A 25,186-nucleotide genomic window follows, 5' to 3' on the forward strand; every position below is an offset into this window, starting at 1 on the left:
GCCGCGGTGGCGGGTTGGCCCCGCCGGCACGGTCCCGGCGGCGAAAGCCACGCCGACACGGCCGGGCAGGCCGACAGCGCGAGGACACCGGCGGGTGGCCGACAACGCGCCCACCCGGCACGGCGGGCGGCACCGCACCGATGTGGCGCGGGGCCGGACGCTCAGGCGTCCGGCCCCGGTCACGGCGGCGGTCAGTGGATCGGCAGCGCCATCGGCTGCTTGTCCTCGCCCGTCTCGCCGTCGAGCAGGTGCGACGGCTCACGCCGGCGCGGCAGGAAGGCGGCCGGGACGAAGGTGAGCAGCACCAGACCGAACGCGACCCAGAACGTGGTCGAGAAGGCGCCCGCGGCGTAGTCGAGCCCTCGCTCGATGAGCGACGGCGGCACCGGGAACTGCTGGATCAGCTCGGGCCGCTGCTGTGCGGCGATGGCGAGCTGGGATTCGGTCAGCGGGGCGCCGGTGCCCGGGTCGGTCACGCCGGGGATGGGCCGCGAGCCGTTCAGCTCGCTGGTGAGGATGACCGACATGATCGCGGCGCCGATCGATCCGCCGATCTGCTGGAGGATGTTGACCAGCGTGGAGCCGCGCGCCACCTCGGCGGCGCTGAGCGTCTTCAGCGCCGAGGTCATGATCGGCATCATCGTGCCGCCCATGCCGAGGCCCATCACGAACAGCGAGCCGCAGAGCAGCCAGTACGAGGTGTCGGTGCCGAGCTGCGTGAAGGTGAAGAAACCGGCCGCGATGAGCACCAGCGCGAAGGGCACCGTCCGGCCGACGGGCACCCGGTCGGCGAGCGTGCCCGCGATCGGCATGGTCAGCATGGCGCCGATGCCCTGCGGCGCGATCAGCAGGCCCGCGGCGAGCGTCGTCTCACCCCGCACCTGCAGGAAGTAGCTCGGGAACAGCAGGCCCGCGCCCATGAACGCGATGATGAACACGAACATGGTGATCGAGGCGATGGTGAGGTTGCGGTTGCGGAACAGCCGCAGGTCGAGCAGCGGATGGCGGGGCCGGAACGAGTAGGCCACGAAGGCGACCACGAGCGCGCCGCCGGCCAGCATCGGCAGCCAGACCTTGGTGTCGGCGATCGTGCCGGTCTCGGGCAGCGTGGAGATGCCGTACAGGAACAGGGCCAGACCCGGCGACAGCATCAGCATGCCGAGGAAGTCGAACGCCTGGGACGGCTCGGCGTTGTCCTTCGGCAGCGCGAGCTGGGCGTAGATCAGCGCGACCACGCCGATCGGCAGGTTGATCAGGAAGATCCAGTGCCAGCTGGCGACGTCGATCAGCCAGCCGCCGAGGATCGGGCCGGTGATCGGGCCGAGCAGCATCGGGATGCCGAGCACTGCCATCAGGCGGCCGATGCGGTGCGGGCCGGCGGCCCGGGTCATGATGGTCATGCCGAGCGGCATGAGCATGCCGCCGCCGAGGCCCTGGACCACACGCCAGGCGATCAGCTCGCCGATCGAGTCGGCGGTGGCGCAGAGCCCGGAGCCGATGGTGAACAGCGCCAGCGCCACCATGTAGAGGCGTTTCGTGCCGAACCGGTCGGCGGCCCAGCCGCTGAGCGGGATCACCGTGGCCAGCGCAAGCGTGTAGCCCGTCATGGTCCACGCGACGCGCGCGTACGAGGCGTCGAACTCGCTCTGGAACGTCGGGAGCGCCACGCTGACGACTGTCACGTCGAGGATCGACATGATCGCGCCGAGCACGACGACGCCGGCCACCTTGAGCACCGCGGCGTCGAGCTTTGTCGACGTCGCGACGGGTTGCTGGGTCACTAACGGTCTCCTGGATCCGGTTCGGCTGCCGAAGGCGGTGGGGGTCGCCACGCACCGTCCGGGCGCGGGCGGAACGCGCGGCGGGGCGACGTCCGGCGGGAAGCCTAACCACGACCGGCGACAGACCGGGGCGGATTTTGCCGACGGACGAGGCGTCCCGGGCCTGCGCACGGCCGTACGGCGGGCCGGCGGCTCACGGAAAAGGGCGGTTGCGCGCCGATTCGTGAACCTCGGCGGGCCGGTGGGCGCGACGTCGACGTGACGAAGGTCATGGCGCGTCCGGGCAGCTCCGGGGCGTGCGGGCGCACCGTTTCAGCCCATCCGGCCCATCAGTTCGATCTCCGCGGTCCGGGAGCGCTCGATCCGGCGGGCCAGCTCGCGTACCCGCTCGCTGGTGCCGGCGGCGACCTGGGCGCGGGCCAGGTCGGCCGCGGTGCGCTGGTGCCGGCTCAGCACGTCGACCAGCACGCGGTCGGCGTCGGCGGGCGCGGCGGCGCGCAGCCGGGCCAGTCCGGCGGCAGCGTCGCTGTGCCCGGAGTGGTCGTGCCGGGCGGCCGCGGCGGCGGCCGACGGCCCGGCGTCGCGCAGCCATTCGCGCATGGTGGCCAGTTCGTCGGTCTCGGTGGCCCGCACGGCGGCGATCAGCGTGCGGATCCGCGTATCGGTGGCGCGGTCGAGACCGAGCCGCACGATCTCCAGCGTCTGCTCGGTGTGGGCCACCATCATGGCCAGGAACAGCGCGTCGATCCCGCTCACCGTGGCGTCCGCGCCGGCCGGGATCGAGTCCGTGGCGGACGGGACCGGCGGGAACCGATCGGCCGCGGGCGGGCCGCCGCAACCGGCCAGGGTCAGCATCACGCCGAGCAGCGCCGCGGACGCGCGGCGGAGCCGGGGACCGGCCGGCTCCGCCGCGCGGGTACGCGGGCTCAGATCTGCTGCCACAGCGCCGGCACGTTCGGCGGCTCCCAGCCGGCGATGGCGGTGTGCGCCTGGCGGCAGCGGTAGGTGCGGCCGTCGTAGGTCACCGTGTCGCCGACCTGGTACGCCCGTCCGGCCGTCCACGTGCCGCCCGGCGCCGGCGTGCTGGTCCGGGTGGGCGTGGGCGAGGGCGCGGGGGTGGTCGGCGCCGCCGTCGGCGTGGGCGACGGGGTCGGGTTGCCGCCACCGCCGCCGATCTGCAGGTCGACGCAGGAGTAGAAGGCGTTGGCGGTGTCGGAGATGTTCCAGATGGCGAGCAGTTTCTGCCGGCCGGAGAAGCCGCCCAGGTTGACCGTGTGCGACACGGTCGCGCCGGGCTGACGGCCACCGCCGTCGACCACGGCGACCCGGGTGCCACCGATCCAGTACTCCCAGTTGGCGGTGGCGTGGCGGGCGGTGTTGACCCAGGTGAACGTGACGGTGCTGCCGACCGAGGTGGCCGGCCAGTTGCGGCTGTCGTCGTTGAGGACCGCGAACTGGGCGATGCCGGCGTGGCAGCTGCGCAGGCCCTTGGGGCCCTCGACGCTCTGCGGCTCGTACTTGATCTGGCCGCAGTCGGGCACCCGGTTCTGCGCGCACAGCGCCTGGCGGCTGGGCGGCGAGGAGACGTAGCCGTGGGCCTGCGCGGGCGCGGCGAGCGCCAGCGTGCCGGTCACGGCTCCTGCGGTAAGCAGCGGGAGGGTGATTCTTCGACGCATGGTGGCAACTCCTTCAGGGGGAACGGAAGGTGCCCCGAACATAAATTAAACATTGTTAACAGTAAAGACTCCTGTCTATAAATTAAGCCCTGCACTCCCCGACGCCGGGCGTATGATCCTCGTCGATGGCTCGCCGCGCGGAGCCGATCGTCGTTCCTGGGCATCCCGCCGCCGCCAGGCGTCCGGGAGGACGACGCAGACCGGGCATCGCCTCGTCGTCCCACTCCCCGGAGGACACCCCCGCATGAGGAGAACCACCGCGTTCGCGGCCAGCCTGCTCCTGCTCGCCACCGCGCTCAGCACCGTCGGCGGACCGGTCGCCGCCGCCGACCCCACCGACCCGGTCACCGTCACCGTGAACACCCGCGCCGGGCTGGCCACGGTCCCGGAGACCGCGCTCGGCGTCAACCACGCCATCTGGGACTCGCAGCTCGGCAGCGCCGAGACGTCCGACCTGCTCAAGGCCGCGGGTGTGAAGATGCTGCGCTACCCCGGCGGCTCGTACGCCGACATCTACCACTGGGAGACGCACACCGCGCCCGGCGGCTACGTCGCGCCGAACACCGACTTCGACACGTTCATGGCCGGCGCCCGCCGCGTCGGCGCCCAGCCGATGATCATCGCGAACTACGGCACCGGCACGCCCGCCGAGGCCGCCGCCTGGGTCCGGTACGCCAACGTCACAAAGGGCTACGGCGCCAAGTGGTGGACCGTCGGGAACGAGAACTACGGCAACGGCCACTACGGCTCGGCCTGGGAGGCCGACGACCACCCGGACAAGAGCGCCGCCCAGTACGCGCGGCTGGTGATCGAGTACGCCGACGCGATGAAGGCGGTCGACCCGAGCATCAAGGTCGGCGCGGTGCTCACCATGCCCGGCAACTGGCCGGACGGGATCACCGCCGGCTCCGACCTGGGCCCGTGGAACCAGACCGTGCTCTCCCTCGCCGGCCCGAAGATCGACTTCGTGGACGTGCACTGGTACCCGGGCGGCAACGCCGCCGACTCGCTGGCCCGGACCAACCACCTGCCCGACGCGGCCTGGCTGCTGCGCCAGCAGATCGCCAGGTACGCCGGTCCCGGCGCGGACCGGATCGGGATCAGCTTCACCGAGCTGAACGTGGACGCCGGCCGCACCACCGCGCCCGGCGCGCTGTTCCTGGCCGACGCCTACAGCGGCCTGCTGGAGCAGGGCGTCTTCACGGTGCAGTGGTGGAACGTGCACAACGGCATCGGCACCGTCTCCGAGGTGGCCGGGCAGACCGACTACGGCGACTTCGGGATGCTGTCCAGCGGCAACTGCACCAGCGACGGTGAGGTGTGTCAGCCGGCGTTCAACACCCCGTTCGCGCCGTACCACGCGCTGTCCATGATGAACCTGTTCGCCCGGCCCGGTGACCAGCTCGTCCGCGCCGGGACCGACGAGCCGCTGGTCGCCGCGCACGCGGTCCGGCGGCCGGACGGCAGCGTCGCGGTCCTGCTGCTCAACAAGGACCCGGACAACGCCCACCCGGTGGCGCTCGACTACGCCGGTTTCACCCCGGCCGACGAGGCGCCGACAGTGCACACGCTCGCCAACGGCGCGACCGGGATCAGCACCGGCCGCTCGGGCAGCGCCACCGTGCGCACGCTGCCGCCGTACTCGCTGACCACGCTCGTGCTGCGACCGGCCGGCAGCTCGGCCGGGCGGCCCGGCGCCCCGGGCCGGCCGACGGCGGGCGCGGTGACCGACCGTGCGGCGACCATCTCCTGGCCGGCGGCCACGCCGGGCGCGTCCCCGATCGCCAAGTACGAGGTGCACCGGCAGTACGGCGCGGTGAGCGAGCAGCTCGGCGAGACCGCCGGCACGTCGCTGACGGTGGGCAACCTCGAACCGGGCGCCCGCTACACGGTCAACGTGCTCGCCCGGGACACCGCCGGGCGGGTCTCCTGGTCGTCCCCGCCGCTGACCTTCGCCACCGGCAGCCCCGCCGAGAGCTCCTGCGCGGTGCGGTTCAACGACGACAACGACTGGGGCAACGGGTACGTGGCGAACGTCGAGGTGATCAACACCGGCGCGAAGGCCATCGACGGCTGGACGCTGACCTGGACCTGGCCGACCGACTGGCAGCAGGTGAGCAGCGGGTGGAGCGCCACCTGGGACCAGCAGGGCCGCAACGTCCGGGTGACGCCCACCGCCGACAACCGGCGGCTCGCCGCCGACGGCGGGAGCACGACCGTCGGGTTCGTCGGCGCGTACAGCGGGCCGAACGTGCCGCCGGGCGCGTTCCGCCTCAACGGGACGGTCTGCACGCTGCGCTGACCGGCCCTCAGCCCCGCCCGGGAGGGCGCAGCCGCGCGTCGGCCGCCGCCGGGACCCGCGGGTTCCGGTGGTGGCCGGCGCGGCGCGGCGCCGGCACCACGTGCGGGCGCACCGGTCCGGCTGCCTCGACGAGCGCGGGCCGGTCCGGCGCGGGCCGGGGCAGCACGGCCAGGATCGCCACGAGCAGCGCGACCGAGACGAGCCCGTCGAGCCAGTAGTGGTTGCCGGTGACCACCACCACGAGCGCTGTCGCCAGGGGGTGGAGCAGCCAGAGCCAGCGGAGGCGTCCGGTGGTGACCGCCATCAGCGCCAGCGCGATCGCCAGCGCCCAGCCCACGTGCAGCGACGGCATGGCCGCGTACTGGTTGCTGAGCTGGTCGGTGTCGGGCGGTCCGTAGACGCTCGGGCCGAACCGGGTGCCGGTGTCGACCAGACCGGTGAGCTCGGTCAGCCGGGGCGGCGCGAGCGGGACGCACACGTGCAGCACCAGCGCCACCGCGGTCAGCGCCGCCAGGGCGCGCCGCAGCCGCAGGTAGTGGGCCGGGCGGCGCAGCCAGAGCCAGACCAGGCAGAGCACGGTGGCCGGGAAGTGGACGAAGGCGTAGTAGCTGTTCGCCAGCCGCATCAGGATCTCGTGCGACAGCAGCGGCCCCTGCACCGCCGCCTCGGCGGGCAGGCGCAGCAGCCGCTCCAGCCGCCAGATCCACTCGCCGTTGGCGAGCGCCACCTCGGCGTGGTCGGCCACCACCTGCCGGCCCGCCTTGTAGGCGAGGAAGAGCACGGCGACGAGCGCCAGCTCACGCGCGGCCCGCCGCCATGCGGCCAGGCGCGGCGGCGCGGCCCGCGTGATGTCCACGACTCCTCCTTCGGTGCCTCCCGGCACGGATCAGGGCCGCCGCCGGGGTCGGCGACGGCCCTGGGGGTACGGGCTCAGCGGCGGGCGCGTTCCTCCCGCCCGGCCGAGTCCACGCTCACCTCGTCGAAGGCGGGCGCGCCGTCGACGGCGTCCGCTCCCACCGCCACCGACCGGCCGGTGTCCGGCAGGTCGAGGCTGGAACGCAGGGTGACCGGGCGCAGCAGCAGCGCCGCCACGATACCCACCACCGCGATGGCGGCCGAGATCAGGAAGATGTGCCCCGTTGCGTCCCCGTACGCGGCCCGCACGATCTGCCGGACCGGCTCGGGCAGCGCGTCGAGGTTGAGCGTGCTGCCGCCGCCTCCGCCGGAGGCGGGGATGCCGGCCGCGGCGAGGTCGTGAGTGATCCGGTCGGTGACCCGGCGGGCCAGCACCGCGCCGAGCACCGACACGCCGATGGTGCCGCCGAGCGAGCGGAAGAACGCGACGCTGGCGCTGGCCGCGCCGATGTCCTTGAGCGCGACGGTGTTCTGCACCGCGAGCACCAGGTTCTGCATGGTCATGCCGACGCCGACGCCGACGATGAACATGGCGAGGCCGACGAAGACCAGCGAGGTCTCGTGGTCGATGGTGCCGAGCATGGCGAACCCGACGACCAGCACGACCGCGCCGAACACGATGTACGGCTTGATCTTCCCGGTGGCCGTGATCATCCGGCCGGCCACGATCGAGGAGATCAACACGCCGACCATCATCGGGATGGTCAGCAGACCGGCCTCGGTCGGGCTGTAGCCGCGGCCGATCTGGAAGTACTGGCCGAGGAAGACCGCGCCGCCGAACATCGCCATGCCGACCGCGAGGCTGCCCAGGATCGCCAGGGCGGTGGTGCGCTCCCGGACGATGTGCAGCGGCACCACCGGCTCGGCGGCTCGCGCCTCCACCCAGACCGCGAGCGCGAGCAGCAGCACCGCGCCGCCGACCATGGCCCCGGTCTGCCAGGAGGCCCAGGCGAACGAGTCGTCGACGAACGAGATCCAGATCAGCAGCACGCTGACGCCGGCGGCGATGAGCGTGGCGCCCAGATAGTCGATCTTGACGTTCTTCCGGCGCACGGTGGGCAGGTTCAGGGTGACCTGGAGCAGGAACAGCGCGACCACCGCGACCGGTACGCCGACGAAGAAGCACCAGCGCCAGCCGAGCCAGGAGGTGTCCACGATCAGGCCGCCCAGCAGCGGGCCGCCGACGGTGGCCAGCGCCATGACGCCGCCCAGGTAGCCGTTGTAGCGGCCCCGCTCACGCGGCGGGATCATGGCCGCGATGGCGACCTGGACCAGCGCCTGGAGACCGCCGACGCCGATGCCCTGGAACGCGCGGGCGGCGATGAGCTGCCCGGCGCTCTGCGCGAAGCCGGCCGCGATCGACCCGACCAGGAACACCACGATGGCGATCTGGATCAGCAGCTTCTTGTTGAACAGGTCGGCCAGCTTGCCCCAGATCGGGGTGGTCGCGGTGGCGGTGAGCAGGGTGGCGGTGACCACCCAGGTGTACTGCGTCTGCGAGCCGTTGAGCGCTCCGATGATCTTCGGCAGGGCCGTCGAGACCACGGTGCTGCTCAGCATGGCCACGAAGAGCACGAGCAGCAGACCGCTGAGCGCCTCCAGCGTCTTCCGCTTGCTCATCGGGGCGGCCTCAGCCGTCACGGTGGGTGCGCTCATGCGCGCGTCCTCCAGATGTGTCGATGCGGGTTGGCCGCTTCGTTGCCTCAAGCAATCAACACTAAACCTTGCCCGTCGGGCAACTTTGCCCATTGAGAAATGGGTCACCTAGGCTTGTCGCATGGAGGAGTGCACCGGGCTGCGCGAGCGGAAGAAGGCGGCCACGCGGCAGGCGCTGCACGAGGCGGCGCTGTCGCTCGCCGTCGAGCACGGCCCCGACCGGATCACCGTCGAGGCGATCGCCGACGCCGCGAACGTCTCCCGGCGCACGTTCTCCAACTACTTCAGCGGCAAGGAGGAGGCCCTCTTCCACGGCGACACGCTGCGGCTGCGCCGGCTCCTCGCGCTGGTCGCGCAACAACCGCCGCAGCTGCCACCGTGGGCCGCGCTGACCCGGGCCGCCCTGGCCCAGGCCGAGGACGGTTACGACGACCCGGCCGAGCCCTGGCTCAACCGGCGCCGGCGACTGCACGGTCACCCGAGCCTGGCCGCCCACCAGGTCGCCGCGTACGCGGCGCTGGAGCGCGAGATGGCCGCGGAGCTGGCCCGCCGGGTGACCGGACCGGACGCGGCGTTGCGGGCCCGGATCATCGCCGCGACGTTCCTCGCGTCCCTGCGGATCGCCGCCCACGAGTGGCTGGAGCGCCCCGGGCGCCCGTTGCGCGACGTGCTGCGCGACGTGCTCGCCCTAGCCGCCCCGGCTGCCGGCTGAGCACTCCCCCGCCCGCCGCCCGGTCGGACCGGTGGAATGGCCGGCGAAAGCGGCACCCTGCCTGACCTGGGCTGACAGACTCGCCCGGTGGGTGGCGACCGGTGGCGCAAGGGGCTCGGGCCGGCGACCGGCGTCGCCCCCGCCACCCGGGTCGACCGGTTCGAGATCTTCTTCGACCTCGTCTTCGTGGTGTCCTTCTTCATCATCACGCGGGCCACCGCCGCCAACGTGACCCCCGGGGAACTGCTGCACGCGCTGCTGGTGCTCGCCGTGCTGTGGTGGTGCTGGGTGGTGCACAGCGCGGTGGCCGCCCGGCTGCGCCTCGGCGAGGGCTTCGTGCCGATCCTCATGGTGGTCGGCATGATCGCGCTGTTCACGTTCGCGCTCGCGTTGCCGCAGACGTTCGGCGACCTGCAACAGGGCAGCGCCGGGCCGATCCTGGTCACGATCAGCTATGTGGTGATCCGGGCCGTGCACACCGCGCTGTACTGGTACGCCACGCGCGACGACCCGCCGGCCCGGCACAAGCTGCGGCTGTTCCTGCCCGAGGCGCTGGTCACCGCCACCCTGCTGCTGGTGGCGGCGCTGCTGCCGCCGCGAGTGTCCCCGGAGGTCGGCCCGTGGCTGCGCGACGGACTGTGGATCGCCGTGGTGGCCATCCAGTACAGCAGTGGTCTGCTGGCCGGCACCGACGGCTGGAAGATCACCTCGGCCGAGCACTGGACCGAGCGGTACGACCTGATCCTGATCATCGCGCTCGGCGAGTCGGTCATCTCGGTCGGCGTGGGCGGCAACCTGCTCGGCCAGCCGGTGACCTGGCCGGCGATCCCGGCGGCGATCTTCGGCATCCTGTTCACCGCCGCGCTCTGGTGGGCGCACTTCGACATGATCGGCCCGGCCGCCCGGATCGCGCTGCACGCCACCCAGGGTCACGCGCGGGTGGCGCTTGCCCGCGACGCGTACGCCTACCTCTACCTGCCCATGATCGCCGGGGTGATCCTGTTCGCGATCGGCGCCGAGGAACTGGTCCGCATCGTCACCGACCCGGCCGGCGGCCCGATGGAGCGCGGCCACGGCCCGGCGGTGCCGCTGCTCTTCGGCGGCGTGCTCGTCTACTTCGCCGCGAACATGGCGTTCCAGTGGCGCGCGCTGCGGACGCTGTCCTGGACCCGGGTCGGCGCCGTGGTTCTGCTCGCCGTGGCGCTGCCGGTCGGGCGGCACCTGCCGGCGCTCGGCGCGCTGGGTCTGCTCACCGCGATCTGCGTGGCGCTCGTGGCGGCCGAGCTGGTGATCTTCGCCGATTCCCGGATCGCGTTGCGCCGGCTCATGCACGAGGAGAAGTCGAGCGCCGAGGAGAGCGAGGCCGCCTGGCGGGCCCGCTGGCACGACGGCGGCGACAGCGCCCCGCACCGACCTTGACACAGGCCCTAGAGTCTCCGCGTGATCGAGATCGTCACCGAGGTCGACCTGTTCCACCCGCCCGCCCGGACCTGGCGGGCGTTGACGGAACGCGCGCTGCTGGCCAAGTGGTTCACCGACAGCGCGCCCGGGTCCGACCGGTGGATCCTCGCCACCGCCGCGCTGCCCGGCTACGACACCGACACCGAGGTCGAGACCGTCGAGCTGCGCGCGCCGCACCGGCTGGTCGTCCGCTGCCGGGAGGCCGACCGGGCCACCCGCCTGGCCTGCGACCTGGCCCCCACCGCACACGGCACCCGGCTGTCCGTACGCGAGGTGCTCGAAGAGGGCGACTGGGACGCCGACGCCCGCGCCGAGCAGCACGAGCAGGCGGTCACCGGACGGCTGCCGGCCATTCTGGACTGGCTGGCGTTCCAGAACGTGGACCTGCGCCGGGCCGAGGGCGGACTGACCGCCGAACTGCCTGTGGTCCGGCTGCTCGGCGACGAACCCCGCCGGCCCGGACGGCGCCGGGCGCTGCTCGCGGCGGGCGCGGTCACGCTGCTGGCTGCGGCAGCCGGAGCAACGGTATGGACCACCGGCGACGAGCCGCCCGCCCCGGCCGCGCCGGCCCCCACGACGTCACTCGTCATGCCGTCCACCGCGACGCCCTCCGCGCGCCCCACGACCGCGCGGCCCACGCCCAGCGCCAGCCGCCGCAGCGAGTCACCCTCGCCGACGCCGTCACCCACCCCCAGCCGTACGCCGAGCGCGACGCCCTCGAGGGTGGCGGCGACGCCGCTGAGCGCCACCTACGAGACGGTGAACGACCGGATCTTCGGCTACCGGGGCGAGGTGGTGCTGCGCAATCCCGGCCCGTCACCGCGTCCGGGCTGGACGGTCACCGTGACGCTGCACGAGGGCGCCACTGTGGGCAGTGTCAGCGGAGCCGAGGCCACCCAGGACGGCACCGTGGTCACCTTCACCGGGGGCGCGTTGCCGGGCGGCGATTCCGCCACCATCCGCTTCGACGTACGCGACCCGGACCCCCAGCACGACGCCCCCGTCGCGTGCACCGCCGACAACACCCCCTGCACCCCCGCCTGACGCCCCCACCCCTCTCCCCTCCCTTCCACCCCGTTGATCATGAAGTTAGGCCGCGAATTTGTCCGCATTGGACGCGGTCAACTTCATGATCGTCGCGTCCGGGGCGGGCGGGTGGGGGCCGCGCTGATTCGGTGGGTGCGGAAATGGGTTGTTGAGCGCATGGGAGCGCTCCCGTAACATCCCTGACGCGGCTGTTAACGCTCACAAAACAATCGCCACCGCCAATGCCAGAGCCGCCGCCCCCGCAGGAGGTCAATTCATGTCCAGATCCAGGTCAGTCAATGCCATATTGGCGTCGGCCGGCGCCGCGCTGCTCGCGTCGGCGTCGGTCGCCGTGGCGCAGCTGCCCGCCGGGGCCGCCGCCGCGGGCTGCTCCGTGAACTACGCGATCTCGTCGCAGTGGCAGGGCGGCTTCGGCGCCAACGTCACCATCACGAACCTCGGCGACCCGGTGTCGAGCTGGACGCTGACGTGGTCGTTCGGCGCCGGGCAGACGGTGACCCAGTCGTGGAACACGAGCCTGACCCAGAGCGGGTCCGCGGTCACCGCGCGCAACGTCGACTACAACGGGTCGATCCCGACGAACGGCAACACGTCGTTCGGCTTCAACGGCTCCTGGACCAGCAGCAACCCGGTGCCGACCAGCTTCGCGCTCAACGGCGTGACCTGCACCGGCGGCACCACGCCGACCGGCGGCCCGACCGGCTCACCCACCACCGCGCCACCCACCACGGCACCGCCGACCACGGCGCCACCCACGACGCCGCCGCCGGGCAACACCTGCAGTCTCCCGTCGTCGTACCGGTGGTCCTCGACGGGCGCGTTGGCGCAGCCGCGGTCGGGCTGGGTGTCGTTGAAGGACTTCACGGTGGTGCCCTACAACGGGCAGCACCTGGTCTACGCCACCACCCACGACACCGGCACGAGGTGGGGGTCGATGAACTTCGGTCTGTTCTCGAACTGGTCGCAGATGGCGTCGGCCAGCCAGAACGCGATGTCGTCGGGGACCGTGGCGCCGACGTTGTTCTACTTCGCGCCGCGCAACATCTGGGTCCTCGCATACCAGTGGGGACCGACCGCGTTCTCCTACCGCACCTCCAACGACCCCACCAACCCCAACGGGTGGTCGTCGGCGCAGCCGCTGTTCACCGGCAGCATCTCCGGCTCCGGCACCGGCCCGATCGACCAGACGCTGATCGCCGACGACCAGAACATGTACCTGTTCTTCGCCGGTGACAACGGCAAGATCTACCGCTCCAGCATGCCGATCGGAAACTTCCCCGGCAGCTTCGGCTCGAACTACACCACGATCATGTCCGACAGCACGAACAACCTGTTCGAGGCCGTGCAGGTCTACAAGCTGCAGGGCCAGACCCGCTACCTGATGATCGTCGAGGCCATCGGCTCCCAGGGCCGCTACTTCCGCTCGTTCACCGCCACCAGCCTGAACGGCTCCTGGACCCCGCAGGCCGCCACCGAGTCCAACCCGTTCGCCGGCAAGGCCAACAGCGGCGCCACCTGGACCAACGACATCAGCCACGGTGAGCTGATCCGCACCACCGCGGACCAGACCTTCACCGTCGACCCCTGCAACCTCCAACTGCTCTACCAGGGCCGCTCCCCCAACTCCGGCGGCGACTACGGCCTCCTGCCCTACCGCCCCGGACTGCTCACCCTCCAGCGCTGAGCCGGACCGTCCAGGAAGAAAGGTCGCATGAGAAGGCACAGAACGACCCGTACCGCGGTGTTGTCGGCCGGCGCGGTCCTGCTGGCGTCCACCGCGATGGCCGCGGCGCTGCCGGCCGGAGCGGCGGCCGCCGGATGCGCGGTCACCTACGCCGTGTCGTCGCAGTGGCAGGGCGGCTTCGGCGCGAACGTGACGGTCACCAACCTCGGTGACCCGGTCAACGGCTGGACGCTCACCTGGTCCTACGCCGCCGGCCAGACCGTCACCCAGGCGTGGAACGCCACAGTTACCCAGAGCGGAGCGGCGGTGACCGCCCGCAACGTCGACTACAACGGGTCCATCCCCACGAACGGCAGCACGTCGTTCGGGTTCAACGGAGCCTGGACCAGCAGCAACCCCGCGCCGACGAGCTTCGCGCTCAACGGGGTGACCTGCACCGGCGGCACGACGCCCACGTCGCCGTCCACCTCGCCGTCCACGTCACCGACGAGTTCGCCGACCACCTCGCCCAGCACCCCGCCGCCGACCGGGGCGGCGGACATCACCGTCAACACCGCCAGCCGCTACCAGACGATCGACGGGTTCGGCGCCGCCGTGTCGATCTGGGGCGGCGCCTGGTCGACGGCCGAGACGCAGACGCTCGTCGGGCTCGGCCCCAACCAGCTCGGCCTGTCCATCGTGCGTACCGGCATCTCGCCGGTGTCCGGCGAGTGGGGCACCCAGGTCAGCGCGCTGCGCACGGCGAAGTCGTACGGGTCGAACGTGAAGATCATGGCGTCGCCGTGGACCGCCCCGGCGGCCTGGAAGACGAACAACAGCCGGATCAACGGTGGCAAGCTGCGCACCGACTACTACGACGACTACGCCAACCACCTCAACAGCTACGTCCAGTACATGCGCAACCAGGGTGTGACGATCGACGTCACGTCCGTGCAGAACGAGCCGGACTGGCACCCTGACTACGACTCGATGGACTGGAGCGGCACCGAACTCCAGACCTTCGTGCGGGAGCAGGGCGCCAAGGTTCAGAACACCAAGCTGATGGTCGCCGAGGCGGTGAACCTGAACTACGGCTACACCGACCCGACGCTCAACGACGCGGCCGCCCGCAACAACATCGGCTACATCGGCGGGCACCTCTACGGCACCGAGGCGTCCGGCCGGCTGAAGCCGTACACGCTGGCGCAGCAGTACAACAAGCCGGTGTGGATGACCGAGTGGAACCTGCACGAGGCCGACGGCGGCGGCTCCAACATCTGGGGCAACCCGGCCAACGCCGCGGCCTGGAACGAGACGCTCGACGACATCATGCGCACCGTGCACAAGTCGATGGAGTCGAACTGGAGCGCGTACGTCTGGTGGTACGGCAAGCGCTACTACTCGTTCATCGGTGACGGCGAGTCCGCGTACGGCACCGTGGCGGGCGCGCCGCTCAAGCGCGGGTACGCGTTCTCGCAGTACGCGAAGTACGTGCGTCCCGGCTACCAGCGGGTCGCCCTTACCAAGAGTTCCAAGGCGTCGCCGCTGGAGGTGACCGCCTATTCCGGCGACGGGAAGGTCACGCTGGTGATCCTCAACCGGTCCACCAGCGCGGTGAACAACGCGATCATCCAGGCGCCGCAGAACGTCAGCCGGGCGGAGTACGTGGCCACGTCGCAGAACGCGAGCGCGGCGAGCCAGCCGGTCGGCGTGAACGGCAACCAGGTCACCGTGAACGTCGGCGCGCGGAGCATCTCCACCGTCGTGCTCACCCTCTGACCGGGGACACGCAACAAGGGCGGGGGCGGCCGGATCGGCCGCCCCCGCTCGTGTGTGACGTGCTAGCTGGCGTACGTCTCGAACTCGCCGACTCTCGGCGTACCGTTGGAGCTGTTGATCTTGAAGTTGATCTTCTTCAGCGAGGTCGCGCCGAAGGTGATCTGACCGGCCCCGTTGCCGGAGGCCAGCACCGCGCCGGTGTCGTTGTTGACGAGCTGCCAGGACCCGATCGAGCCCGAGGTGCCGGACGGCTCGCGGATGACCACGCGGGAGACGGTGGTGGCCGAGCCCCACTTGATCGAGACGGTGCCGGTCGACCCCGACGGCGACCAGTAGGTGCTCAGGTTGCCGTCGCGCACGTTGCCGTAGCTGGTGCCGTCGGCCTTGCTGGACCCGTCCGCGCCGGCGCCGGAGACGAGGCTCAGGTTGGTCCCGCCGGACGGCGGCGGGGTGGTCGTCCCGGGCGGCGGCGTGGTCGGTGCGGGCGTGGTCGGCCCCGGCGTCGTCGGCGCCGGGGACTGCGGCGTGCAGTTGCCGTCGGACACCCGCAGGCCGGTGTTCGCGCCCGCCGTCTGCCGCACGATGTCCGGCACACAGCTCGCCGCGTCGAGCCGGTACGAGTACGGGACGCTCACGGTGGTCGTCGAGGTCACGTTCGGACCCGCCGGGTAGTTGTCGCTGCCCGGCGAGGACCAGGTCACGTTGTCGAAGATGTTGCCACTGACCTGCCAGGTGCCGCGCTCGCTGGTGTAGAACGTGCCGAGCACGTCCTTGGAGTTGCGGAAGTAGTTGTTGTCCACCTTGGCCCGTGCGCCGGCCCGGGAGTTGATGCCCGACTCGTGCAGCCCGTTGTAGTGGTTGTTGAACATGTGGGCGATCCCGCCGCGCAGCAACGGCGTACGGGAGTCGATGTTCTCGTACAGGTTGTGCTCGAACGTGATGTAGCCGTTGCCGCGGTCGCTCTCACTCGATCCGATGAGGCCACCGCGGCCGGAGTTGCGCAGGATGCTGTACGACAGCGTCACGTACTGGGTGTCGTCCTTCATGTCGAACAGGCCGTCGTAGCCCTCCGACTCCCCGCCGGACGCCTCCAGCGTCACGTGGTCGACCCAGACGTTGCGGACGCTGCTCTCCATGCCGATCGCGTCACCACCGTTGGAGGTGGGCGAGCCGGACTTCTTGACGTTGCGCACCGTCACGTTGCGGATGATGATGTTGCGGGAGTCGCGGATGTGGATGCCGAGCTGGTCGAATACGGCGCCGCTGCCCACCCCGATGATCGTGACGTTGCTGATCTGCTTCAGCTCGATCGCGCCGTCGGCGGTGTTGCAGCTCGATCCGGAGACCTTGCTGGTGTTGCCATGGTTGATGGTCCCGGTCACCTCGATGATGATCGGGGTGCTGCTGCTGGCCCGGCCGCAGAGCGCGGCGTGGATGGCGGTGCCGGTGGTGGCGCGTACGGTCTGCCCGCCCGCGCCGCCGGTCGTGCCGCCGTTCTGGGTGGCGTAGCCGGTGGCGCTGCCGGCCGCCGCCGACGCCTGCGGGGACGGCAGCGCCACGGCGACGGCGATACCGACGACCGCCGTGGCCAGTGCCGCGTGGAGTCGCAGCGCGACTGGTCTTCTCATGTCGCCTCATTCCTTTTTCGAGCACGCGGGAATTGCCGCCGAGCCGCGGCAGCAACCGAATGGGAATAGTGCGGAGCCGCGACGCGATCAGGCGCGTCGCCGGCGGATGTCGTTCATCTGCGATGCCCGGGCCGCAAACGAAACATCGATGTAACGCGATCGTATGAAAGCGCTTTCGCTCAGGGCAAGAGGTAGCGTTTGCAGGTTTTTTGCACTGCTCAGGGCGGCCGGACGCCGGGGACGCCACCTTGACGGGCGGCGAGATCGATGGTTGCCTGCACCTCACCCTCACATCGACATCTGTCTAACTCCGCCCCCACGAGGAGCGCCATGTCCCGATCCCGCAGGACCCGCACCCCGGCGGTCGTCGCCGGCGCGGTCGCCGCCGTCCTGGCCGCCTCCCCGGCCCCCGCCGCGCCCCTGGCGGCACCGGCCACCGGCAACACCTGGAGCGCCGACCTGGCCGGAATCGACTCCGACGACGTCAACGTCCGCTGGACCGGCACGGAACTGCGCCTCGCCGACCCGGCGTACCGGCCCGCGGCCCGGCGCGGCATCGCGGCCGAGGGCACGCTGCTCGTCGCGCCGCATTCACTCGCCGCACCGGCCAACCGGGTCCGGGCCGACGTCGTCGCAGTCCCCGCCCGCGACGGCGCCGTCGAGGTGGCGGCGCGCGGCTGGCGATCGGGCGCGTGGACCGAATGGCGGGCCGTGACCGGCGCCGCCGTCTTCGACCAGCCGGTCACCCGGGTGCAGATCCGGGTGGTCCTCACCGCCGACCGGCCGTCCGCCGCGCCCAGCCTGCGCACGGTCCGGCTCACCGCCGACTCGGTCGCCGCCGTCACGGCCGCCACGCCCGGCCTCACCTACCGGGTGTACGCCACCCGCGAGGGCCTGGTCGGCGGCACCACCGCCAACGGGCACGTGATCGTCTCCCGGGACCACTTCGTCGCGCTGCCCTCGTTCCGCGGACTCGCGCCGAAGAACACCGGCGACTACACCGTGCGGGTCTGCACCACCACCCGCAGCCGCTGCGAGTACGCGCCGGTCTGGGACGTCGGACCGTGGAACACCAAGGACGACTACTGGAACCCCAGCAGCACCCGGGAGATGTGGAAGGACCTGCCGCAGGGCCGGCCCGAGGCGCAGGCGGCGTACCAGAGCGGCTACAACGGCGGGCGGGACCAGTTCGGACGGGTGGTGGGCAGCCCGGCCGGCATCGACCTCGCCGACGGCACGTTCTGGGACGGCCTGCTGCTGACCGACAACGCCTGGGTCGACGTCGCCTACCTCTGGACCGGCACCGGCACGCGCGGTCGCATCGGCAGCGGGCCGCTCAACATCCGCTCCGGTCCCAGCACGAGCAACCCGGTCGTCGGGCTGGCCGCCACGTACGCCGACGTGCCGATCGAGTGCTCGGTCAGCGGCCAGTCGGTGAGCGGCCCGTACCGGACCACCACCCAGTGGAACCGCCTCGCGTCAGGACACTTCGTCAGCCACGCGTACGTCTCCAGCGTGACCGGCACCATCGCGCCCTGCTGAGGGCGACCGGCCCGGGGCGCGCGACGGTGTCGCGCCGCCCCGGGTGCGCTGGATGAGCACGACGCAGGCGAGCACCGCGCCCGCCACCACGAGCGCGCCGGGCGTGACCGCCTCGCCGAGCAGCAGTGCCGACCAGATCAGCGTGAGCACCGGCTGGACGAGCTGGATCTGGCCGACCTTGGCGATGCCGCCCCGGGCCAGCCCGGCGTACCAGGCGAAGAAGCCGAGGAACATCGACACCACTGTGAGGTAGCCGAACCCGGCCCACGCGGCGATGCCGCCGTGCGGCGGGTGGACGAACGCGGCAACCGCCGTGACCGGCGCGGTGACCGGGAGTGACAGCAGCAACGCCCAGCAGATCGTGCGGGCGCCGCCGAGTTCGCGGGCGAGCCGGCCGCCCTCGGCGTACCCGAGTCCGCAGAGCACCACGGCGGCGAGCAGGTACAGGTCGGCGGGCGCCAGCGCCCCGCGGATCGAGCCGCCGGCGGCGAGGAACGCGAGCACCAGCGCCAGTCCGGCGATGCTGGCGATCCAGAACAGCGGCGGCGGCCGTTCCCCGGCCCGCAGCACCGCGAACACCGCCGTCATGGCGGGCAGCACGGTGACCACCACCGCGCCGTGCGCCGATGTCTGTGTGGTGAGCGCCAGCGAGGTGAACAGCGGGAAGCCGACCACGACGCCGAGCGCGACGATCGACAGCCGTCGCCACTGGTCCCGGGTGGGGCGTGGGGCGCCGGTGAACCGCAGGTAGGCCCACGCGAGCAGCGCCGCGCCGACCGCCCGTCCGAACGCGACGAACCAGGGGTCGAGTGTGTGCACCGCGACGCGGGTGGCCGGCAGCGACATGCTGAAGGCCAGCACGCCCAGCGCGCCGAGGGCAACCCCGCCGCCCGCTCCCACCGTTACCGTCGTTGGTGCAGTAGCGCTACTCTGTGCTGTCATGAATGATGGTAGCGCTATCGAGCGTGTCGTCCGGCATCTGGGTGCGCTGGCGGCGGACGCCGTCCCCGGCACGCGACTGCCGTCGGTACGGGAGCTGACCGCCCACCATCACGTCTCCCCCGTCACCGTCGCCGAGGCGACCCGGCGGCTCGTCGCCGACGGCCTGATCGAGACACGGCCGGGACGTGGCGCGTACGTGGCGAACCGGCGCGCCGACCCACCACGGCCGGACCTGTCGTGGCAGACCGTCGCGCTGGGCTCGCGGCGCGACGGCGAGGAGGAGATGCAGGCGCTGCTGGCGCTACCGCCGTCGGGCGCGATCCCGCTGACCGGCGGCTACCTGGACCCGGACCTCCAGCCGGCCGCCGCGCTCGGTGCGGCGCTCGCCCGCGCCGCCCGGCAACCGGCGGCGTGGCAGCGCGGCCCGGTCGAGGGACGCGCCGACCTGCGCGCCTGGTTCGCCCGAGCGGCCGGCGGGGGCCTGCGCGCCGAGGACGTGGTGATCTGCCCGGGCGGGCAGGCCGCGCTCTCCACCACGCTGCGGGCGCTCACCACACCCGGCGACACGCTGCTCGTCGAATCCCCCACCTACCTGGGCGCGCTCGCCGCCGCGCGCGCCGCCGGACTGCGGGTGGTGCCGGTGCCCGCCGACACCGACGGGGTACGCCCCGACCAGCTCGCCGCCGCGTTCGCCCGTACCGGCGCCCGCCTCTTCTACTGCCAGCCCTTGTACGCCAACCCGCACGGCGCGACCCTGTCCGCCGCCCGGCGTGGCGAGGTGGCGGAGGCGGTGCGCGAGGCCGGGGCGTTCCTGGTCGAGGACGACTACGCCCGCGACCTCACCATCGACGGCGAGGCACCGCCGCCGCTGGCCGCCGAAGACCCCGACGGACACGTCGTCTACCTGCGCTCACTGACCAAACCGGCAGCGCCCGGCCTGCGCATCGCCGCGCTCGGGGCGCGCGGACCGGCCGGAGCCCGGCTGCGCGCCGCCCGCCTGCTCGACGACCTGTTCGTCGCCGGGCCGCTGCAACAGGCAGCGCTGGAGTTCCTGACCGCGCCCGCCTGGGACCGGCACCGCCGCAGCCTGCGCGGACAACTGCGGGCCCGCCGGGAGGCGCTGCTCGCCGCACTGAACCGCCACCTGCCGCAGCTGGCGCCGCGCGACGTCCCGCGCGGCGGCCTGCACCTGTGGGTACGCCTGCCCGACAACACCGACGACGTAGCGGTGACCACGGCTGCCGCGGCAGCGGGGGTGACAGTCTTCCCCGGCCGCCCCTGGTACGCCGCCGAACCCCCCGCCCCGCACCTGCGCCTCACGTACGCCGCCGCCCCACCCGAGCAGATGGACGAGGCAATCCACCGCCTCTCCACCGCCCTCTCCCACTGACCGGCAGACCTACCTCCCCCGTCGATCTTGGACTTGTGGTGCCACAGCTTGTCGGCTTCGCCCCACTATCAGAGGCGCCACAACTCCAAGATCGCCGTGCCGCCCTCGACGCGCCGCCCCGCAGCCCCCGCGATCTTGCAGTTCGCGCCCCCTGATACCAGGAGTAATCCGGCATCACCGGGGCCGAGAGTGCAAGATCGCGGGGGTGGGAGAGGCCGCGAGGTTAGTTGCGGGTGATCGTGAACGTACTTGTGGTGTTCTTGATGTCCTGGGCGTTGTCGGTCAGGCGGAGGTTGGTGAACGTCGCCGCGCCGACAGCAGGGCCCTGACCTGCCTCGGGCATCTCGTTGACCCAGATGCCGAAGCCGGACTTCGCGTCGAACGCGTCACCGCTGCGCCGCGCGCCGGAGATCGACACGTTCGTCAGCACCGTGTCGGTGATCGGGTTCTCCGGCTGGCTGCCGTTGTACTTGGTCTGGAACATGATCCCCGAGTACGTCGGATCGACGATGTCCACGTCGCTCACCCGGATGCCACGGAACTCCTTCGACGCGGAGAACAACCACATCGCCGGGAACGTCTGCGCGCCCCAGAAGTGCCCGCCGGAACGGATCAGCGAGATGTTCTCGAACCGGGTGGGTGGGCTGGCACCGAACCCGACGAACGGGTAGCCGAAGTCCAGCGAGCTGATCGTGATGCCCGAGTACGTGAGCTGGTCGGCGATGTACAGGTTGCGGAACACGTTGTCGTAGCCGCCGTACACCGCCAGCCCGGCTGCCCGCCAGGTCAGCGTGGCGGTCAGGTTCTCGAACACGTTGCCGTGGTTGCCGCCTGAGCCACCCTGGTCGGTGGCGGAGAACAACGCGAACGCGTCGTCACCGTTGGACCGGCCCTCCGAGTTGGTGACCAGGTTGTTCGTGCTGCCGTTGGTCATGTTCACGGCGTCGGCGAAGGTGTTGCGGAACCGGCTGTCCCGGATGGTCAGCCCGTCCACGCTCACCCCCCAGTACGCGCAGACGGTGTGCTCCACCCAGACGCTGTCCAGCGTCAGGTCGTCCACGTCCTTCAGTTCGCCCCACACCTTGCCGGGACCGTCGATCCGGTTGGTGTAGTTGCCGAAGAACGCCAGGTGGGCGAAGGTCGAGCCGCTGGCCGAGGACTCGACCCGGAAACCGGCGTCGGTGTTCTGCTGGTTGCGCGGCGTCTGGAACCGGGTGAACCACATGCCGGCGCCGACGACCTGCACCGCCTTGCCGTACACCTGGAACTTCTGCGCCGTCTCGTACGTGCCGGCGGGCAGGTAGACGCCGACCAGCGTGCCGGTGGTGTCCATCCGTACCGCGTCGAGCGCGTTCTGCACGTCGGCGTGGCTGAACCCGGTCGGAACCTTGTAGCGGGCCGGGTCGGGGTTGGCGCGCGGCGCCACCAGTTCGGTGTTGACGAAGTCGATCGCGTACGTGGTGCTGTTCGCCGGGTCCTTCTGGAGCCGGATCCGGCTGCCCGCCGGGACCGTGGTGTCGAGCAGCACGTTCGCCTCGTCGTACAGGTGCCGGGGCGCGCCCGCGCTCGGCGAGTCGCTGGGACCGGCCTCGGCGCCGTAGAGCCAGATGTGCTTCGAGGTGAGGCTCATCGGCTTGTGCAGCACACCGTTGACGTAGACGTTGATGGTCGAGTCGATCCCGCCGCCGCCCGGCGCGTCCGGGATGGAGTAGCGGGCCACCAGGGCGTTCGCGGCCGAGCGGGTGGTCCACTCGACGTACGCGCCGGTGGTGTTGAGCGTGACCGCGCGGCGGCCGGACGCCTCCCCGGCGAGGTCGCCGATGGTGCGGTTCGGGCCGATCACCTGCGCGCCGCCTCCGGTCGTGCCGTCCTCGGCCTCGTACGCGTCGTACGGCAGGTTCGCCCCGCGGCCGACGAACAGCGCCCGGTCGCTGGTGTTGTTCTGCCGCTTTACCGGCAGCTCGTTGCCGTCGTCGGCGAGCACCACCCGCACCGTGTACCGGCCGTTGGCGGCGGTCCACGTGCCGAGCGACACCGGTCCGGCGGTGGCACCGGCCGCGATCGTGCCGCTGTACGAGCCGGTGAGCGTACGGACCACCGCCCCGGACTGGTCGCGCACTGTCAGCGTGATGCCGTGCGCGCCGCTCGCCGACGCGATGGTGCCCTGGTTGCGCAGCGTCACCGCGAAGGAGACGGTGGCGCCGGCGCTCGGCGTGCCGGGTGACCAGGTGACGGCGGAGGCGACCAGGTCGGAGCTGGCGACCGGGCTGACGGTCAGCGGGGTCGGGCTGGTGTGGGAGTTGTTCGCCTCGTTCTGCTCGATCACCGCGTTCGACTCGTCGACCTTCGCGGTGAGCTGGTAGCTGCCGGCGTCGCGTACGCCGATGGTGGCCGAGACGGTGCTCGACGCGCCCGCGGCGAGCGCGCCGACGGCGGCGGTGCCGACCTTCGTCGTACCCAGGTAGAGGTTGACGTCGGTGGCGGCGGAGGCCGCGGTGCCGGCGTTGCGCACGGTGGCGGACAGCGTGATCGCGTCGGTCTCCACCGGCGCGGACGGCGCGGCGGTGACGGCCGTGACGGTGAGGTCCGGGTTCGGCGCCGGGACGCCGATGACCTGGAGTTCGGCGACCTGGCCGTTGGCGGAGCCGGAGTTCGCGGTGAACTGGAGCCGGACGTCGGCTGCGGTCGCGGAGACCGGGACGGTCACCGTGTTGGCGCTGTTCGGGTTGAAGGAGTACGTGGCGGAGCCGACCAGGCTGGTGAACCCGGACGCGGACTGCTCCCGCCCGAGCACCTGGAACGTCTGGGTGCGCGCGCCCCACGCCGGGTCCGGGTTGAGCTTCACGACGACGGCGCTGATCGCGGCGTTGGCGCCGAGCGCGACGGTGAGCGTGCTCGGGTACGCGCCGGGCGCGCCCTCCCAGTACGTGGTGACGTCGTTGTCGACGGCGTTGGCGGCGGCGAACACGTGCACCATCGACGACGCGGTGGCGGGCTTGCCGACCGCCAGGTTCGTGCCGCCGGTGCTGCTGCCGGTACGGGTGACGGTGTTGCTGTTCGCCGACACGTTCCCGGCGGCGTCGCGGGCCCGCACGTGGTACGAGACGGTCGCGCTGTCCGGCTGGCTGTCCGTGTAGGTGAGCGTGGATCCGCTGACCGTGGTGCGCAGCGTGCCGTTGGCGTACACCTCGTAGCCGGTGACGCCCACGTTGTCCGTGGACGCGGTCCAGGTCAGCCGGATCTGCCCGCTCGCCGGCTGGGTGTAGGCCAGGTTGCCGGGCGCGGTGGGCGCGACGGTGTCCCCGGTGTTGCCGGTGCGGGTGACCGTGGTGCTGTTCGCCGACACGTTTCCGGCCGCGTCGCGCGCCCGCACGTAGTAGGAGACGGTGGTCCCGGCGGGCTGGGTGTCGGTGTACGTCAGCGTGGTGCCGCCGACGGTGGTGCGCAGCACGCCGTTGGCGTACACGTCGTAGCCGGTGACGCCCACGTTGTCGGTGGACGCGGTCCAGGTCAGCCGCACCTGGTCGGTGGCGGGCTCGGTGAACGCGAGGTTGCCGGGCGCGCTCGGCGCCTGGGTGTCGCCGGTGACCGGGCCGTAGACCTCCAGCTCGCCGAGCTGCCCGGCGGGCCAGGCGCTGTTCGCGGTGAACAGCAGCCGCACGTACCGCGTCGAGGCGGTGGGCACGGTGACCGTCACGGTGTTGCCGCCGCCCGGGTCGAACGCGTACGCGGCGGAGCCGACGAGCGTGCCGAAGGTGGAGCCGTTCGTGCTGCCCTGCACGGTTATCGTCTGGGTGCGTGCGCCCCAGCCGGACGGCAGCCGCAGCACCAGCCGGTTGACGCTCGTGGCGGCGCCCAGGTCGGCCTGGATCCACTGCGGGAACGCGTTGTTCGGGCTCTCCCAGTACGTGGCCGCGTTGCCGTCGTTGGCGTTGCCCGCGCCGTACACGTCGGCGTGACCGCTCTCGGTCATGGTCCGGCCGAGCGCGAGGTTGGTCGAGGAGGTGGCCGCGCCGTACACCTCCAGCTCGGCGAGCTGAGCGGCGGCCCAGCCGGTGTTCGCGGTGATCACGACCCGCAGGTAGCGGGCGTCGGTGGCGGTGAAGCCGAGCGTCACGGTGTTGGCGGCGGCCGGGCTGAACGTCCGGGCGGCGGACGCGACGACAGTGGTGAAGCCGCTGCCGTCGGCGCTGGCCTGCACGGACAGCGTCTGGTTGCGGGCCTCCCAGGCGGCAGGGAGCTTCAGCACGACCTGGTCGACGGCGCGGCTGGTGCCGAGGTCGACCTGGGCCCACTGGGGCAGCGCGCCGCTGCTCTCCCAGTAGCTGCCCTGGTTGCCGTCGGTCAGGTTGGCCGCGACGTAGGGGCCGTTGACGCTGCTGGCGGTGGCGGTGCGCCCGGCGGCGAGGTTCGGGCCGCCGGCGGCGAGGGCCGGTGGGGCGGGGGCCGCGGTGACGACCAGGCCGACCGCGGCGAGCACCGCGACGATTCCGGTACGGAGTCTGGACATGGTGGACGGACACCTTCTTCCCGGGGGAGGTGGAGAGGCGTTCGGGGGTGGGGGTGCGGTGGTCGGCGGGGCCGTCGTCGGCGCTGCCGTGGTCGGCGCCGGGCTGGTGGGCGGCGGGCTGGACGGTCCGTTGCCCCACTGCGGCTGCGGCCACGGCCCGCAGTACGGGGTGGGCGTGTACC

General features: G+C 72.0%; 17 protein-coding genes. 9 read left to right on the forward strand and 8 right to left on the reverse strand.

All coding sequences use genetic code 11. The annotated features are described in order from the left end of the window. Window positions 1-191: 191 nt before the first annotated feature. From KBX43_RS03945 to KBX43_RS03955, 3 genes are all read right to left on the reverse strand, one after another. Window positions 192-1,781, reverse strand: a complete 1,590-nt coding sequence (locus KBX43_RS03945; RefSeq protein ID WP_043324274.1) for a DHA2 family efflux MFS transporter permease subunit — start codon at window positions 1,779-1,781, stop codon at window positions 192-194. Between the two features lie 312 nt (window positions 1,782-2,093). Next, window positions 2,094-2,723, reverse strand: coding sequence for a DUF305 domain-containing protein (locus KBX43_RS03950; RefSeq protein WP_210883210.1), 630 nt, complete (start codon window positions 2,721-2,723; stop codon window positions 2,094-2,096). After that, complete coding sequence (locus tag KBX43_RS03955) at window positions 2,708-3,457, reverse strand: lytic polysaccharide monooxygenase (protein WP_113973967.1); 750 nt, start codon at window positions 3,455-3,457, stop codon at window positions 2,708-2,710. Before KBX43_RS03955 ends, KBX43_RS03950 begins: the two co-directional genes overlap by 16 nt. A gap of 244 nt (window positions 3,458-3,701) precedes the next feature. Here KBX43_RS03955 and KBX43_RS03960 point away from each other — a divergent pair, with 244 nt between their 5' ends. Further along, window positions 3,702-5,759: a cellulose binding domain-containing protein gene (locus tag KBX43_RS03960; RefSeq protein ID WP_210883218.1), complete on the forward strand. Its 2,058-nt coding sequence runs from the start codon at window positions 3,702-3,704 to the stop codon at window positions 5,757-5,759. 7 nt (window positions 5,760-5,766) lie between these two features. Here the strand turns inward: KBX43_RS03960 and KBX43_RS03965 are convergent, their stop codons facing one another. Next, window positions 5,767-6,615: a phosphatase PAP2 family protein gene (locus KBX43_RS03965; RefSeq protein WP_064446065.1), complete on the reverse strand. Its 849-nt coding sequence runs from the start codon at window positions 6,613-6,615 to the stop codon at window positions 5,767-5,769. A gap of 74 nt (window positions 6,616-6,689) precedes the next feature. Continuing rightward, entirely contained in the window at window positions 6,690-8,330 is a 1,641-nt protein-coding gene (locus tag KBX43_RS03970) for an MDR family MFS transporter (protein ID WP_069089764.1), read from the reverse strand. Between the two features lie 121 nt (window positions 8,331-8,451). On the opposite strand from KBX43_RS03970, the gene KBX43_RS03975 reads away from it, so the two are divergent. The 5 genes from KBX43_RS03975 to KBX43_RS03995 all read left to right on the forward strand — a co-directional run bounded on the left by KBX43_RS03975 (window position 8,452) and on the right by KBX43_RS03995 (window position 14,992). Beyond that, on the forward strand, window positions 8,452-9,042 hold the full coding sequence (locus KBX43_RS03975; protein ID WP_069089765.1) for a TetR/AcrR family transcriptional regulator: 591 nt from the start codon (window positions 8,452-8,454) through the stop codon (window positions 9,040-9,042). A gap of 87 nt (window positions 9,043-9,129) precedes the next feature. Continuing rightward, window positions 9,130-10,461, forward strand: a complete 1,332-nt coding sequence (locus KBX43_RS03980) for a low temperature requirement protein A (protein WP_210883226.1) — start codon at window positions 9,130-9,132, stop codon at window positions 10,459-10,461. A 21-nt stretch (window positions 10,462-10,482) separates the two neighbouring features. After that, the gene (locus tag KBX43_RS03985; protein WP_210883235.1) at window positions 10,483-11,547 is read left to right on the forward strand and encodes an SRPBCC domain-containing protein; all 1,065 of its coding nucleotides are present in this window, start codon (window positions 10,483-10,485) and stop codon (window positions 11,545-11,547) included. A 259-nt stretch (window positions 11,548-11,806) separates the two neighbouring features. Continuing rightward, entirely contained in the window at window positions 11,807-13,234 is a 1,428-nt protein-coding gene (locus KBX43_RS03990; protein ID WP_069089767.1) for a non-reducing end alpha-L-arabinofuranosidase family hydrolase, read from the forward strand. Window positions 13,235-13,261: 27 nt separating this feature from the next. Beyond that, complete coding sequence (locus KBX43_RS03995; protein ID WP_043324291.1) at window positions 13,262-14,992, forward strand: cellulose binding domain-containing protein; 1,731 nt, start codon at window positions 13,262-13,264, stop codon at window positions 14,990-14,992. A gap of 62 nt (window positions 14,993-15,054) precedes the next feature. Here KBX43_RS03995 and KBX43_RS04000 read toward each other — a convergent pair whose 3' ends face one another. Then, window positions 15,055-16,620: a polysaccharide lyase family 1 protein gene (locus KBX43_RS04000; protein ID WP_210883237.1), complete on the reverse strand. Its 1,566-nt coding sequence runs from the start codon at window positions 16,618-16,620 to the stop codon at window positions 15,055-15,057. A 330-nt stretch (window positions 16,621-16,950) separates the two neighbouring features. Here KBX43_RS04000 and KBX43_RS04005 point away from each other — a divergent pair, with 330 nt between their 5' ends. After that, entirely contained in the window at window positions 16,951-18,162 is a 1,212-nt protein-coding gene (locus tag KBX43_RS04005; RefSeq protein ID WP_210883244.1) for a hypothetical protein, read from the forward strand. Here KBX43_RS04005 and KBX43_RS04010 read toward each other — a convergent pair. Continuing rightward, a complete protein-coding gene (locus KBX43_RS04010; RefSeq protein WP_210883246.1) occupies window positions 18,100-19,062 on the reverse strand; it encodes a DMT family transporter in 963 nt (320 codons plus the stop codon). The genes KBX43_RS04005 and KBX43_RS04010 overlap by 63 nt on opposite strands. 40 nt (window positions 19,063-19,102) lie before the next feature. Between KBX43_RS04010 and KBX43_RS04015 the strand changes: the two genes are divergently transcribed. Continuing rightward, window positions 19,103-20,494, forward strand: a complete 1,392-nt coding sequence (locus tag KBX43_RS04015) for a PLP-dependent aminotransferase family protein (RefSeq protein WP_210883248.1) — start codon at window positions 19,103-19,105, stop codon at window positions 20,492-20,494. Window positions 20,495-20,717: 223 nt separating this feature from the next. On the opposite strand, the gene KBX43_RS04020 is transcribed toward KBX43_RS04015, so the two are convergent. Then, window positions 20,718-25,004, reverse strand: coding sequence for a discoidin domain-containing protein (locus tag KBX43_RS04020; protein ID WP_210883255.1), 4,287 nt, complete (start codon window positions 25,002-25,004; stop codon window positions 20,718-20,720). On the opposite strand from KBX43_RS04020, the gene KBX43_RS04025 reads away from it, so the two are divergent. Next, on the forward strand, window positions 25,003-25,186 hold a 184-nt coding region (locus tag KBX43_RS04025; RefSeq protein ID WP_210883257.1), incomplete at its 3' end, for a hypothetical protein. The two genes, KBX43_RS04020 and KBX43_RS04025, sit on opposite strands and share 2 nt — an antisense overlap.

Source organism: Micromonospora sp. C41 (assembly GCF_018070485.1).
Classification (GTDB): Bacteria; Actinomycetota; Actinomycetes; order Mycobacteriales; family Micromonosporaceae; genus Micromonospora; species Micromonospora chalcea.